Raw genomic sequence first — 14278 nt, 5'->3', positions numbered from 1 at the left:
GAATTGATGATAGAATTTATAATGATAATACAAAAACTGGAGGAATTAATATGACATTGGGACAAGTAGCAGGCTTAATTGCAGCTTTAGCCTTTGTAGTTTTAGTAATCTTTTTAGGAATGATGTTGGTTCAATTAGCGAAGGTTTTAAAGAACTTACAAGCTACTGTTGAAGAAACTACTAAAACTGTTAAGACGTTAACGATCGATGTTGATAAAATCGCTAATCAGGGCAATGATTTAACTGCCAAAGTAAATGTATTGATGGATGATGTTAATTCAAAAATAGCAAGTTTGAATCCATTGTTTGGAACTTTGGAAAATGTAGGAACGAGTTTAGAAAAAATGACTGATAAATCTGAAGCTAGTTCTAAATTACATTTGGGCAAGTTAAGTCCCAAAACTGCCGGTAAATTAGCAAAAGTAGCGTGGAAGATCTATCGTAAGAAATAAAGAGGTAATCTAAAATGGCAAAAGGTAAGTTTATTTTAGGCACAGTACTAGGTACAGGTTTAAGTTATTGGGCCTTTAAAAAATGGCAGGAGCATCAAAGTGAAATTACTGATTACGTGATTGAACATTTAAGTCAATTAGCGCAATTTGATTTTGGTCAAGTTCAGCAAATTTTGCATCATCAGAATACTCAAACATTACACCAAAATGTTACCTCGGCCAATGATGACACTAAAACCAATTTTGATGATATCAAATTAGATGAAAGTCAAATTGTCAAAACTGAAGATTAAAAAAATGAGGTGTTAACCTCATTTTTTTATTACATAAGATAAGCAAATGATATTATTCTGGAAGATTCAAGCGCGATTTAACTTAACGAACCGGAATAGTTTGTAATTCTTTAGTGGTGTGGGTAAATGCTTCACAGCCATTGTCTGTTAAGTAAACACAGTCTTCAATCCGCACACCTGCGACACCAGGAACATAAATTCCAGGTTCAATAGAGAAGCACATACCAGGTTTTAATTCCATCTGGTTGCCTTCCATAATTGATGGAAATTCATGCGTAGAAGTGCCAATGCCGTGACCAAGCCGGTGGATGAAGTATTGACCATAACCAGCGTCTGTAATAATCTTGCGCGCAATCGCATCTAATTGTTCAGCGGTAATTCCTGGTTTAGCAGCATCCATGGCAGCTAATTGGGCTTCCAAACAAACATTATAGATATCTGTTTGTTGATCATTTAAAGTGCCAAAAGCTACTGTCCGACTTGCATCGCTCATGTAACCCTGGTTGACAGTTCCTAAATCAAAGAGGGCCAAGGCATTGGCCTCAATTTTACGTTTTTCTGGTACACCGTGTGGATTAGCAGCATTGTCACCGGACTGAACGATAGTATCAAAACTCGTATGCATGACACCTTGTTTCATCAGACCATACTCAATTTCAGCTACTACTTGCTGTTCCGTGCGGCTAGTTGATAAAGCTTCAAACCCTAATTTAAAGGCATAATCAGCTTGTTTGCCAGCTTCTTTCATCAATTCAATTTCTGCTGGTGACTTGATTAATTTTAATTGATCCAAGAATTCAGAAGCATTGCCAGGAAATTGCGCATCTGGAAATTGTTTCTTAATTGCTTCATAACGAATGTAGGATAAATCGGCTTTTTCGATTGCCCAATTAGTAGTCTTACTGGTTCGTTCTTTAATATGATCAGCGATTAATTGGAATGGATCTTCATGGTCTAAATAACCAAACACATCATGTTTCCAGCCGGCTTTTTTGGCGGCACCAACTTCTAATTGCGGTGTGAATAAGAACGGCTCAGCATCTGGAAAAGCAAATAATGCTAGCACGCGCTCTTCAGGATCACTATGAAAACCTGTGAAATATAAAATATCAGTTGGATTACTAATATAAACAACATCGTAATTTTGATCAGTAACCCATTGTTGTAAACTTTGTAAATGATTCATGTCATACCTCCCAACATAATTATATCAAGTATAGCACTTTTTGAAAAAATGATGTATTTTCATCGAAGCGCTTGCAAATATGCTTGATTTTTGTTAAATTAGTTATGAAAATAAATGAAAATAAGTTCAATTGAGTTGAGGTATTGAAAATGGATAAACCAGAGAAAGACATAACAATTACGGATGTGGCCCGACAAGCTGGCGTATCCATGGCAACTGTGTCTCGGGTTGTTAATGGGAATAATAATGTTAAAGAAACTACGCGTAAGAAAGTAATGGCGGTAATTGATAAATTACATTATCGGCCCAATGCGGTGGCACGTGGTCTAGCAAGCAAAAAGAGTACCACGATTGGTGTCATTATTCCTAGTATGACGGATTTGTTATACGCTAATCTAGCTAAAGGAATTGATGACGTTGCTTCAATGTATAAATATAATATTTTGTTGACTAGTTTAAATAAGGGCATTGTCAGTGAACAACAATTATTTAATGAATTATTGGCTAAGCAAGTCGATGGAATTATTTATATGGGAGAAAGTGTTTCACCTGAATTGCATAAAGAAATGATTAATTCTCGCGTGCCAGTAGTTTTCGCTGGTGCGATTGATGATAGCGGCAAGATTGCTAGTGTGAATATTGATTATCGCACAGCGGTTCGTGATGTAGTGCAATTATTAATCAATAATGGCAACCAACAAATTGCCATGGTAGCCGATGATTTAAGTAACTCAATTAATGGCAAATATCGTTTACAAGGTTATCGTGATGCCTTAGAACAAGCCGGCTTAACTTATTCTTCCAGTAATGTTTTCGAAACAGTTTACAATTTACAAGCAGGGGCTGCAGTTTGGGATGCCATTCATGAAAGTGGGGCCACAGCAGTTTATGTGGCTAATGATTTATTGGCGGCCGGCATTGTCAATGCAGCAGCGACAACGGGCGTTAAGATTCCGGAAGATTTTGAATTGATTACTAGCAGTAATACCATTTTGTGTGATGTTACACGCCCCAAAATGACGTCAATTGCTCAACCGTTGTATGATATTGGTGCCGTTGCAATGCGGATGTTAACTAAATTGATGAATAATGAACCTGTGGATCAATTGGAAGTTAGCTTACCTTACAGCTTAATTAAACGTAATACTACTAAATAAAAAATTGGAATGAAAATCGCTTAGAATTTTGGTTCCAACTTAAATAAAAAAGGCGCCGTTATCAGAATTTTTTCTGATACGACGTCTTTTTGTTTGCTATTGTTCCAAATCATTAGATTGATTGGTAGTAGTACTGTCTTCATTGGGGGTAGTTGCTGGAGGAGTATCGACTGTTGAAGAAGTTGAATTATTGGTCGGACTATTAGTGGCTGGTAATTGCGAAGTACTGGTTGAATTAGTATTACTTCCAGCACCACTAATCGTCGAATTGTTATAGGAATTGTTACTTTCACTATTGGAAATACTGTTGGAATTTTCTGTACTGCGAGTTGGTGGGACATAATCGCCTAAAAGAGAATCCGGTAAACCATTGGAGCTACGTTTACGATTGGTTTTATGGCTTGGCGTTTCGTCATCCAAGTATTGGGTTACACCGTAGCCGTTATCGCGTCCAAAATAATGATTCCAGAATAAACGATAATTTTTATTAGTACCACCAATTGCAAAGTGGTGACTAAGTGATGGGGCTGTTTGCTTATAAAATAAGCTGGTTGTCAAAGGCGAATTAAGATCAGTGTCATAGCCTTGATAAGTGGTATGACCAGGCAAAGTACCAGTAGCACTGAGAACTTTTTGGGCATGCACACTTGTCGGACGTTGCATTGTTTGATTGGCCTTGAGAAGTTGGGGATTAGTTTGGTAGACACTATTCATTAAATTAGCCCAAGTAGTTTGGTTCGTCTCTGTGGAATCTTCGGCTAAATTGTAGTTATGACCGTATAAATTATCATAACCCATCCACGAAGCTAATGTGACCCCTGGTGTACTACCAACAAACCAGTTATCACGGAAGTTATTCGAAGTTCCGGTTTTACCAAAGGCATTCTTGTAATTAAAGTTTAATTGGTAAGTTAAGGATGAAGCTGTTCCTTGTTCAATAACTCCGTGCATCATGTGTTGCATGATATAAGAGGTCCCTTTTTGGAAGACGCGCTGTTTTTTGGTTTTGTGTTGATAAATAACATGGTGATTAACATCAGTAATCTTGGAAATATAATACGGATTAACATGGACACCTTGATTGGCAAAAGTAGAAAACGCACTGGCTTCTTGTTCAACACTGAAACCATTACGAGTCCCACCTAAAGAAATACCTAGTTCGTGATATTCTCGGTTACTTAAAGCTAAGCCCATTTTATCCATATAAGTTTTGGGATTAACTTTTTGCTGTAACTTCTGGTACAACTGGACTGCTGGAATGTTTAATGATTGCTCTAAAGCTTTGTCAGCCGGCACAAATTTATTACCGATGGTATCGTCAAAATCGGTTGGCGCATATTTGCCAAATTTAACTTTAAAGTCCGCAATTAGACTCTTACTACCAATGAGTCCATTTTCAATGGCGGGCGCGTAAACTAACATTGGCTTAATGGAAGATCCAGGTGAACGCAGCGTATCAAAAGCGTGGTTGAGTTGGTTCTTTTTAAAATCACGGCCACCCACGAAACTTAAGACCGCACCAGTCTTGTTGTCTAGCAAAATGCTACCATTTTGCACGGGTTCTTGCACCTTAACATTGACACCAGTATTCGGATCTTTGGCGGTTGATTGATGTGTGGTTCCCAATAAGTCGGCATTTTGAGCAAACGCAGTTTGCATATTATCATATAAATCTTTATTAATGGTTGAATGAATATGGTAGTCATGTTCACTCATCATTTGGTTGGCTTTTTGATAATAGACTTGATATAAATCTTTGTCATGCGTAACTTGGTGATAACTTAATTTATTTTCTGTCGCCAATTGGTGCATCAACTTGACCCGTAATTTATCAGTCAGTAAATTATACAGATACCCATATTTAATTTTGGTTTTTGGCGCAGCCTGATGGGCAATGAATTGACTGGAGAGATCAACTTTTTTGGCAGTTAAATACTGTTGATGCGTAATATCACCACTGCGATACATTCTAAACAAAACAATATCTTTACGTTTTAAACCAAGCTTTAAGTTTTGTTTTAAATGACCGCTTTGGTCAAACGGAGTATAAACTGAAGGACTTTGTGGTAGACCAGCAATAAAAGCAGCTTGAGCTAAGCTTAAATTGGCTGCGGAGGTATTAAATAAACCTTCTGCAGCAGCTTCTACACCGGCAATATTTTGGCCACGGTTATTGCGGCCTAAAGGTATGACATTTAAGTAGGATTCTAAAATTTGCGATTTGGAAAAATGCTTTTCTAAACGGGTAGCTAGCAAAATTTCAGTCGCTTTCCGTTTCCAAGTGGTTTCTGATGAAAGGATTTGCATTTTTACTAATTGCTGCGTTAAAGTGGAACCTCCAGTTTGCGTTCCGTAACCCGTAATTTGCCCCAAGATGGCGCGAATCACTGATTTTGGAACGACGCCGTGATGTTGATAAAAGTTTTCATCTTCTGTGGCAACGACGGCCTTTTTAAGATAAGGCGAGATTTGATTAAACTTGACCGGTTGGCGTTTGGTATCTGAAGGAACCCGCTCCATCTTGACATTATTGGCAAAATAAAGCGTCGTCGATTGATCGACTTTTTCAATTTGATTTTTTAAACTAGTATAACTAGGAATCGGTTCACGGCTAATAATAGCAGTTAAATAGCCGCCACCAATTCCTGCTCCTAAGCCAATGACTAAAATACCAGCGACAAAAAGTACTAAAAATAGTTTCCGAATAACGCTGATGCCAAGGGTAATCCGTCCGGTCCAAGTAGTTGGTAAATCGTCGGGGTCTACCACCCGATTGGAATTTGGAGTCGGGGCGCTTGGTGTTGGCTGTGGTGCAGGCTGCGAACGAAAATGATTTTGGGAATGAACTCCAATTGGTTGATCAGTTTCTAAAAAATGGTTACGGAGCTTATTAAAAAGCCGGTCCCACCATGAATCTTGATTTCTCACAAAAAAACCTACCTTTGGCTATAATTTAGTTCTTGATAGTCCTAGAATTATTTGGGCAATAATAAATCTATTCTAATTATTATACAACAAGATAATTCATCTGATGACAATGATTAAAATCTAAAGTATATCTTCAGCAGATAATATGCTATCATTAATCTAATTTACTAGCTAGCAGTCAATAGCTTGATAATTGGTTTTTAGTTAAACCTGTTATTGAGCTTTTTGTTTAGGAGGCGTTAAAACGTGAATAAAGAAGCAAAACGGGCCATTTATATTCTAGTAGTGGGAAACTTTTTAATTTGTTTGGGAATTAGTTTGGTGATTCCCGTTCAGCCTTATATTAAGAAAGCTTATGATTTAACGACAACTGACGTGGGAATTATGAGTTCGTTATACGCTTTGGCGCAATTTATTGTGTCCCCGATTATGGGCCGGATTTCTGATCGTGTCGGACGTAAGCCAGTGATTTTAACAGGCTTAGTCTTATATATGTTTTCTGAATTTTTGTTTGCGGTGTCGAACTATTTTTGGTTATTTAATGTTTCACGTATTATTGGCGGTATCTCAGCAGCCATGTTTGTCCCAACTTCAATGGCCATGGCTGCTGATATGACCAATCAACAGCAACGTGCCAAAGTCATTGGTTGGATTTCCGCGGCTTTTAGTGGGGGGTTAATTTTAGGACCCGGAATTGGGGGCTTGCTTGCTAATGTTACTTATAAATTACCCTTTTGGGCCGCAGGAGTCTTGGGGTTAATCAGTAGTATTTTTACCTTCTTTTGTTTACCTAATGTCAAAACCACTACGCAAAAAGCTGTTGCCAAAATTAATTGGCGGACTTTTATGACTCCTATTTTATTGATTTTATTTGTCATGATTTTTATCTCATCATTTGGTTTGCAGGGCTTTGAAAGTATTTATAGTATTTATGTTAATCAAGTTTTTCATTTTAACATGAGCTCAATTGCTTTAGTCTTAACTTTAAATGGAATTATTTCCCTCTTTTTTCAGGTGGTTTTGTTTGATTGGTTAACTCGCTCTGTTGGCGAAATTCGCCTAATTGCGATTTGCTTTTTGTTAGGCTCAGTAGCCACTTTATGGATCACACAAACACATAATCATGTAGTAGTGATTATTGCTACTTTGATTGTCTTTACGGCTTTTGATTTGTTGCGGCCCTCGATTACGACGGTTCTGACGAAGATGAGTCATGCTAATCAAGGTTTAATTAATGGTCTTAATACGTCCTTGACGAGTGTGGGTAACGTCGTTGGCCCGTTAGTTTCGGGGATGTTGATGGATTGGCGAGCTAATAGTCCGTATCTATTGGTGACAATTATTTTATTCATTTCTTTTGTGATAACGTTAATTGTACAAAGGGTGGCTGTTTTACAAAAATCTAAAGAATAGAACAAAAAAGAGATTGGGCATCGAAGAAATTTTCATAATGAAATATGAATAATTTTTTCTTAGATCACTGCAAAAGTTAAACGTATTTTATTAGATTTAACTTTGAAGTGTCTTTAATCCCAATCTCTTTGTGTTCTTTATTTACATAAGCGCCACAAGGCATCTGCATAAATGGCGGTGGCAGTTAGTAGGTTGTCTAAAGTAATATATTCATTAGCTTGGTGCATGACATTAGCGGCTCCTGGCATTAAAGCGCCAAAGGCGACGCCACGTTCTAGTAAGCGGCCATAGGTTCCACCGCCGACGGTCATCGGTTTACTTTGATAATCACCAGTTTGATTTTGATAGGCAGTTAATAATTCTTTGACTAGTGGGTCATGAGCTTCCACAAAATGTGGTTCTTGAGCATGGGCAGCCAATTTGACGGTAGCCTTAGGAATAGCTGTTTGATATTGTGTGGCTATTTTATCAGCAGTGATGCCTTTAGGATAACGGACATTAACGATAATTTGGCCACCTTGGTTCAGTTGATATTCAAAAATATCGGGACTTTGACTTAAAGCACCCATTGTTACGTCTTGATGGTTAATACCTACTTTTTTGCCCAGATAGTCTAGATGAAAGTTGTCAACAATAGTTTGAAGAAAGTCGTGTCCAGGCTGATCTAATGGCAAGTTAATTAACAAGTTGGCTAGAAAAGTGGCGGCATTTAAACCATTTTCTGGTTCCATCGCGTGGGAACCTTGACCGATTAATTTGAGTGTGACAATTTGATCTTGAATTAAAGCATTGCCTTGTAATTTTGGGTTTTGTTTCAAGTATTGATTAAAAGCATTAACGACTTTGGAACTGTCCAGTGTTTGAATTTGACAAGTTGCACTTTGCGGAACCATGTTAGGCCGTAAACCACTGTTGAAACTAATTAAAATTTGTTCACCTTCACTGGTTTGGGGGGCAAAGTGTAGTTCATATGAAGCAATGCCTTTTTCGCCATTAATTACAGGAAATTCACCGTCTGGTGAAAATCCCAGATCCGGGAGTGGTTCAACTTCTAAATAACGGTTAACACCTCGCCACTGATTTTCTTCATCAGTTCCGAAGATTAATCGAATAGTCTTTTGAGGCTGAAAATTTTGGTCTTTTAAAATTTTTAAGGCATAGTAAGCTGCTAATGCGGGGCCTTTATCGTCTAAAGTACCACGACCAAATAATTTATCGTCTACTTGGGTTAACAAAAAAGGATCGCTGTCCCAGCCTTCTCCAGCAGGAACGGTATCCATATGGGCAAAGATACCTAAAATTTTTTCGCCTTGACCGTATTCAATGTGCCCCCCTAAGTTATCGACATTTTTAGTTGTAAAGCCATCCCGTTCACCCAGAGCTAGCATTTGCTGTAAAGCTTTGGCCGGACCAGGTCCTAAGGGAAAAGTAGAACTTTGATGGTCTTCATCGCTGGCACTATTAATGGCCACTAATGTTTGTAAATCATTTAAAATTGCTGTTTGATAATTGGTTGCTAATTGTTTCCAATTCATAATAAACCTCCTGTTGTTCAATCAATCATTACTAATATAGCAGATTTCAACTGTGGTATTTACCACCAAATATTATTTTTTAAAGCAGTGAGGTTATTAGCGACCAAATCGGTATAAGTGATCGCTGGTAAGTTAGAAACTTGGTGGGCGCTTGGTGGGCGGTTAGCATTAGAGCGTAGAGCTTGTTGAGTATTAATATCAATCGGATGATTCAAATTATTAATTAAGGGATCCGTTGTGGTTAGTTGTGGATTCAAATCTGGGTTGGCCGCTAAGACCAATAAATTTTTCAGTTTGATCCAGCCTTGATTATTGATTTGGGCCCAATTATGGCCATCAATATTTTGCAAGGCAGTGATTTGATAAGCTTGATTACAGTTTAAACTGCCTTTTTGGGCAGCTTTAGTAGCCGGCTGTAAATATAAATTGCGATTAACTTTGTTATTTTCGGGGATAACTGTTTGATTTAAAAAGGGAGCAAGATTGGCAACAAAGTCACTTTGTACTAAACCATTAGCAGTAATAAAACGATTGTTATCAATTTGTAAGTAATTGTCGTTATTCCAGCGCACAATTTTTTGGACATGAACGGTGTCATTGGGCTGTAACATGCCTTTTTGTGGTGACTGTGGGTAAGGATTTTCCCAGATTATTTGTGGATTTTGACTAATCAAAGTGGCGTCAAAACTCACGTTACTTTGATTAGCTTGGCGTTTTAATTGTTGATAATAACTAGCCCGCGCCGGAAAATTAGTCACTACCCCATCAATGGGCAGATTAACAAGCCAATTCCATTGCTTGGGATTTTCAGTCATTTCATCCCAGACAAAGACCTGTTGCCCAATGGCGTGCAATTGACTAATTAATTCCGGGGTTAGTAAAGCTGAAGAGACGTTAACTGCATTGGTATGTGTGAAAACGTCAAAATTTAAACGTCCCAGACTTCCGGCAATAAAAATTCGTGGGATTTGGGGCGCGAGTTGTTGCATATTCTTTAAACTATCAATTGAAAAAGAGTGAACCATAATGCGGGACTGCATGTGGTACTTATTGATAGCATTAACTAAGAGTTGTTCCATATTTTGGGGATTGTTATGCTTAGTTTTTTTAGTTTCAATTAAAAACTTAACGTTAGGGTTATTTTGGTAATGGCTAAACAACTGCTCAATTGTATAAATATTTTGACCGTTACTTTGCTTGAGTTGTGTCAGCTGGCTAGCCGGATGTTGGGAGACGATTAAATTGGCGCCAGTTACTCGCTGCAAATTACGATCGTGAGAAATGATCAATTGATTGTCACTAGATTCATGAACGTCTAATTCAACCCATTGCGCACCATCACTAAAGGCCGCATCAATACTAGCAAAAGTTTCTTCGGGGGCCTTTAACGGATCGCCACGATGACCAACCACAATAAAACCGGTATTAAAAATTAGACTAATTAATAGTAGAATAGAAAAGAAAGATTTTTTAAACACAGACTGTAACCTCTTAAAGGAGCGGATTTTTTGCACGATTATCAAACTTTAGATTTAATTGAACAGATTACGCGAAATGATGGCAGTCGTTATTATGAAATTGCCAATATGTTTATGAATGGGCGCGCGGAGTTAGCTGCGGAACGGAAAATGATTAAAGAAGTCCGCATTTTGCAGCTAAATATTCCACATTCGACAGCTGTTCAAGTCTATGAAGACTATATTAATAAAACATATACTTTTCCTAAAGAAGATTTTGATCATTGGCAGGAATGGGAAAAGCCCGCTGGCCCCATTAAAACTGCCTTTGAACAAATTTTACATGCTAATAACATTAACTAAGATTATATGATAATACTTTTAATAAGTCATCGGTGGAACTAAATTAACCAGAGGGGGAAAAGTATGTCAGAAGAAATTCAGATAATCCATACTAACGACTTGCATTCACATTTTGAAAATTTTCCCAAAATTGAGCGGTTCATTCAACAACAACGAACGTCAGCCAAGCAGGCGGGGCAAACGCTGCTTTTGTTTGATTTGGGTGATGCTTCGGATCGGCAGCATCCCTTAACTGAAGCGACTAAAGCGCAAGCTAATGTTCAATGGATGAATCAATTACATTATGATGGAGTGACGATTGGTAACAGTGAAGGTCTATATTATCGCCATCAAGATTTAGAACATATGTATGATCAAGCTAATTTTGATGTGATTTTAGGTAATTTGAAAGAAAAAAATGGCCTGCCCCCAGCATTTGTGCAAGATTATAAGATTCTACAAACTTCCAAGCAAACGAAAATTGGTGTCTTAGGCTTGACGGCACCTTATACCTTAACGTATCCCTTAGCTGGTTGGCAAATTCAAATGGTTGATGAAGTTTTACCAAACTTGATTCAAACCGTGCGGCCACAGGTGGATGTCTTAATCTTATTGTCGCATTTAGGTTTGCCAATAGATCAACGCTTGGCTCGGCAATATCCACAATTAGATTTGATTATTGGTTCGCATACGCATCATTTGTTACCGCAAGGTCAATTAATTGATCATACATTATTAACAGCTGCTGGCAAGTATGGGCAACACGTTGGGACCGTGACTTTAACTTTGGCTGATCATCAACTAATTAAACAACAAGCCCAAACAGTGACGGTAGCTCAAATGCCAAGTCAAGACGACGACCAAGCTGTGATTGCTAAGTATGAAGATCAGGGACACCAGTTACTCCGTCAACAAAAAATCGCCAACTTACCGTTCACCTTAACGCAAGATCCTTTTGCCAAGCAGGCAGCTTTAAAACTCACACTACAGGCTTTGTTGGAACGAACTCAGGTGCCAGCGGCAATGCTAAATAGTGGCTTGTTTTTGACAGATTTATCTGCGGGGGTAATTACAGCGGACGATTTGCATCGCCAATTACCGCATGCCATTCATTTAATGATTACCAAATTAAAGGGGCGAGATTTTTGGCGCTTTATCATGGAAGTAGAAAAGAATCGTAATTTTTTGCGGAACTTTCATCAAAAAGGAATGGGCTTTCGTGGCAAAATTTTTGGTGAAATTTTCTTTTCAGGCGTAGAATTTGATGCAACAACTAACCGCGTATTTTATTGCGGTCAAGAAATTCAACCACAAAAAGAGTATCAAATTGCTTTACTGGATCATTATTTGTTTATTCCTTTTTTCCCTACTTTGCAAATTGTTGGTCAGAATACGATTTTGTACCCTGATTTTTTACGGGAAGTGTTAGGGAAGTATTTGCAACAAAAATTTCCATTAATAAAAGAAGGTGATTAGTATGCCAGAGAAAAAGAGCGTTACTGTAGCGACGAAAAAAAAATCGATTCTGAGTCGCAGTATTGAACATGCCATTGCTGTGACAAATGATGAGTTATCAGACGAGGCGGAACAATCAGCGGCTGAAGTTTTACAGATTAGTCCTGAACAGATTAAAATCAATCAAGAACCGTATTTGATTGTCACTAACCACCAGAATGGTTTGGATTTAAATCGGCTGGCGCTACGTTATAATTCCGTTTTACAAAAGTACGATTATATTGTCGGCGATTGGGGCTACGGGCAATTACGCTTACGGGGGTTCTATGATAATAATCGAATTCATGCCAAGATTGATCAAAAGATTAATACACTGCAGGATTATCTGTTAGAATATTGTAATTTTGGCTGTGCTTATTTTGTCTTAGAGCGGGAACAAAAGGCCCCCGAAGTTCATAAACAGCTGATTAAAAAGCGTAATATTCAAAAAAAGTATGCGAATCAGCATAAAGTTAAAACAACGGCGCAACAGTTTAAGCGCCGTTCACTAAAGAAAACGCCTGTGGTTCATTCACGGGGAAAAGTTACTAAAAAATCCAATTTTAAAATTCGAAATCTTAAACAACAAGGATAAATGAAGTATGAAATATCAAGGCTATTTAATTGATTTGGACGGAACAATGTATCGGGGGCGGCAAAAAATTGCTGCCGCCGCACGCTTTATTACGCGATTACAGCAACAACAGATTCCGTTTGCTTTTTTGAGTAATAATACTACCAAAACGCCACAGCAGGTGGCTGATAATTTACGTGTTAATCATCAGATTAAGGTGACACCGCAGCAAATTATTACCCCGGCAGCAGCGAGTGCTGATTATATTCAACACCATCAACTTTCGGCAGCAAATACTTGTTTCGTGATTGGTGAATGGGGCTTAAAGTCGGCACTTTTTCAAGCTGGTATTCAGTATTCAGAGGTCAATCCTGATTATGTAGTAGTGGGGTTAGACACAGATTTAACTTACCATAAATTAGAAGTAGCTACGTTGGCGATCAAAAATGGTGCGCAATTTATTGGAACCAATGCGGACACTAATTTGCCCAATGAACGTGGATTAGTCCCTGGAGCGGGGTCAATTGTTTCTTTTGTGGAAACTTCGACACAACAAAAAGCTATTTATATTGGTAAACCGGAACGGACGATTGCTGATTTTGCTTTGAAACAATTAGGTTGGCAACGCCAACAAGTGGCCATTATTGGTGATAATTATCATACAGATATTGAATGTGGTTTTAATTCCGGAATTGATACAATCTTAGTTTATACAGGGGTCAGTACGCCAGCACAAGTGGCACAATATGCGCGCAAACCAACTTATCAAATTGCTAGTTTGGATGAGTGGCGTGTGGATTGATGATATTAAACCTCAATTTTTTGGTAGTTAGTTTAGTTTTTATTTTAACGTCGGCTGTGATCGTGACGATTTTAGGCAGTTTTTTGATTTTTTGGTGTGACTTACATTATTTACAATTAAATTTGGTAGTGCACCTTTCTAATCATCAAATTTGGCATAATTATGGTCAAATTATGCTGTACTTAATTAATCCGTTAAAAAAACATTTGGTATTGGCTAACTTTTTTAGTTCGGCTCAGGGCTTGGAACATTTTCGAGAGGTCAAGGAGCTGTTTTTATTAGTGGGCTTAGTATGGCTGTTCAGTGGAGCAATCATTATTTGGTGGCAAAAGCACCACCAATTATTACCTTTAATGACGATTAATTTGCAATGGTTGCGAATTTTAGGAGTAGTGCCGTTAATCTTAGGGGCATTGGCTGGTTTAGATTTTGATGGCTTTTTTGTAGTATTTCACCAGCTTCTTTTTCGCAATAATGATTGGTTGTTTGATCCGTTAAAAGATCCGGTTATTAATATTTTGCCAGATACCTTCTTTTTACATTGCTTTATACTAGCATTTCTAGTTTTTGAATTATTGGTATTAATAAGCTTATATTGGCAACATTGTTATGCCCAAAAAAGACTAAAATCATAATAAAAAAGGC

13 protein-coding genes are annotated in these 14278 nt (G+C 37.9%); 9 read left to right on the top strand and 4 right to left on the bottom strand.

Annotation, left to right across the window (positions count from 1 at the left end):
* Positions 1-50 precede the first annotated feature (50 nt).
* Positions 51-452, top strand: coding sequence for a DUF948 domain-containing protein (locus AC3B5S_RS02385; RefSeq protein ID WP_489757263.1), 402 nt, complete (start codon positions 51-53; stop codon positions 450-452).
* A gap of 14 nt (positions 453-466) precedes the next feature.
* Positions 467-745, top strand: a complete 279-nt coding sequence (locus tag AC3B5S_RS02380) for a hypothetical protein (protein WP_489757264.1) — start codon at positions 467-469, stop codon at positions 743-745.
* Between the two features lie 82 nt (positions 746-827).
* On the opposite strand, the gene AC3B5S_RS02375 is transcribed toward AC3B5S_RS02380, so the two are convergent.
* Entirely contained in the window at positions 828-1931 is a 1104-nt protein-coding gene (locus AC3B5S_RS02375; protein ID WP_489757265.1) for a M24 family metallopeptidase, read from the bottom strand.
* Between the two features lie 149 nt (positions 1932-2080).
* On the opposite strand from AC3B5S_RS02375, the gene ccpA reads away from it, so the two are divergent.
* A complete protein-coding gene (gene ccpA, locus AC3B5S_RS02370; protein WP_489757266.1) occupies positions 2081-3088 on the top strand; it encodes a catabolite control protein A in 1008 nt (335 codons plus the stop codon).
* A 96-nt stretch (positions 3089-3184) separates the two neighbouring features.
* Here the strand turns inward: ccpA and AC3B5S_RS02365 are convergent, their stop codons facing one another.
* Entirely contained in the window at positions 3185-6016 is a 2832-nt protein-coding gene (locus tag AC3B5S_RS02365; protein ID WP_489757267.1) for a transglycosylase domain-containing protein, read from the bottom strand.
* 246 nt (positions 6017-6262) lie between these two features.
* Here AC3B5S_RS02365 and AC3B5S_RS02360 point away from each other — a divergent pair, with 246 nt between their 5' ends.
* Positions 6263-7429 (top strand): MFS transporter, encoded by a 1167-nt coding sequence (locus tag AC3B5S_RS02360; protein ID WP_489757268.1) that lies wholly within the window; start codon positions 6263-6265, stop codon positions 7427-7429.
* A gap of 137 nt (positions 7430-7566) precedes the next feature.
* On the opposite strand, the gene pepV is transcribed toward AC3B5S_RS02360, so the two are convergent.
* A complete protein-coding gene (pepV, locus tag AC3B5S_RS02355) occupies positions 7567-8964 on the bottom strand; it encodes a dipeptidase PepV (RefSeq protein ID WP_489774806.1) in 1398 nt (465 codons plus the stop codon).
* Positions 8965-9023: 59 nt separating this feature from the next.
* Positions 9024-10442: a glycerophosphodiester phosphodiesterase gene (locus tag AC3B5S_RS02350; RefSeq protein ID WP_489769146.1), complete on the bottom strand. Its 1419-nt coding sequence runs from the start codon at positions 10440-10442 to the stop codon at positions 9024-9026.
* A 30-nt stretch (positions 10443-10472) separates the two neighbouring features.
* On the opposite strand from AC3B5S_RS02350, the gene AC3B5S_RS02345 reads away from it, so the two are divergent.
* From AC3B5S_RS02345 to AC3B5S_RS02325, 5 genes are all read left to right on the top strand, one after another.
* Positions 10473-10784: a hypothetical protein gene (locus AC3B5S_RS02345; protein WP_489757271.1), complete on the top strand. Its 312-nt coding sequence runs from the start codon at positions 10473-10475 to the stop codon at positions 10782-10784.
* Between the two features lie 63 nt (positions 10785-10847).
* Entirely contained in the window at positions 10848-12239 is a 1392-nt protein-coding gene (locus AC3B5S_RS02340) for a bifunctional metallophosphatase/5'-nucleotidase (protein WP_489769145.1), read from the top strand.
* A gap of 1 nt (position 12240) precedes the next feature.
* Entirely contained in the window at positions 12241-12852 is a 612-nt protein-coding gene (locus tag AC3B5S_RS02335) for a YutD family protein (RefSeq protein ID WP_489757273.1), read from the top strand.
* Between the two features lie 7 nt (positions 12853-12859).
* Entirely contained in the window at positions 12860-13633 is a 774-nt protein-coding gene (locus tag AC3B5S_RS02330) for a TIGR01457 family HAD-type hydrolase (protein ID WP_489757274.1), read from the top strand.
* Positions 13633-14268, top strand: coding sequence for a TIGR01906 family membrane protein (locus AC3B5S_RS02325; protein WP_489757709.1), 636 nt, complete (start codon positions 13633-13635; stop codon positions 14266-14268). The genes AC3B5S_RS02330 and AC3B5S_RS02325 overlap by 1 nt, the downstream gene beginning before the upstream one ends.
* The last annotated feature ends 10 nt before the right edge of the window (positions 14269-14278 follow it).

It is taken from the genome of Bombilactobacillus sp. ESL1094 (assembly GCF_058107425.1).
This window is presented reverse-complemented; position numbering and strand designations above follow the sequence as displayed.

Coding starts and splice junctions, on each gene's coding strand:
- AC3B5S_RS02385 (WP_489757263.1), top strand. CDS start 51: ATGACATTGGGACAAGTAGCAGGCTTAATTGCAGCTTTAGCCTTTGTA.
- AC3B5S_RS02380 (WP_489757264.1), top strand. CDS start 467: ATGGCAAAAGGTAAGTTTATTTTAGGCACAGTACTAGGTACAGGTTTA.
- AC3B5S_RS02375 (WP_489757265.1), bottom strand. CDS start 1,931: ATGAATCATTTACAAAGTTTACAACAATGGGTTACTGATCAAAATTAC.
- ccpA (WP_489757266.1), top strand. CDS start 2,081: ATGGATAAACCAGAGAAAGACATAACAATTACGGATGTGGCCCGACAA.
- pepV (WP_489774806.1), bottom strand. CDS start 8,964: ATGAATTGGAAACAATTAGCAACCAATTATCAAACAGCAATTTTAAAT.
- AC3B5S_RS02340 (WP_489769145.1), top strand. CDS start 10,848: ATGTCAGAAGAAATTCAGATAATCCATACTAACGACTTGCATTCACAT.
- AC3B5S_RS02335 (WP_489757273.1), top strand. CDS start 12,241: ATGCCAGAGAAAAAGAGCGTTACTGTAGCGACGAAAAAAAAATCGATT.
- AC3B5S_RS02330 (WP_489757274.1), top strand. CDS start 12,860: ATGAAATATCAAGGCTATTTAATTGATTTGGACGGAACAATGTATCGG.
- AC3B5S_RS02325 (WP_489757709.1), top strand. CDS start 13,633: ATGATATTAAACCTCAATTTTTTGGTAGTTAGTTTAGTTTTTATTTTA.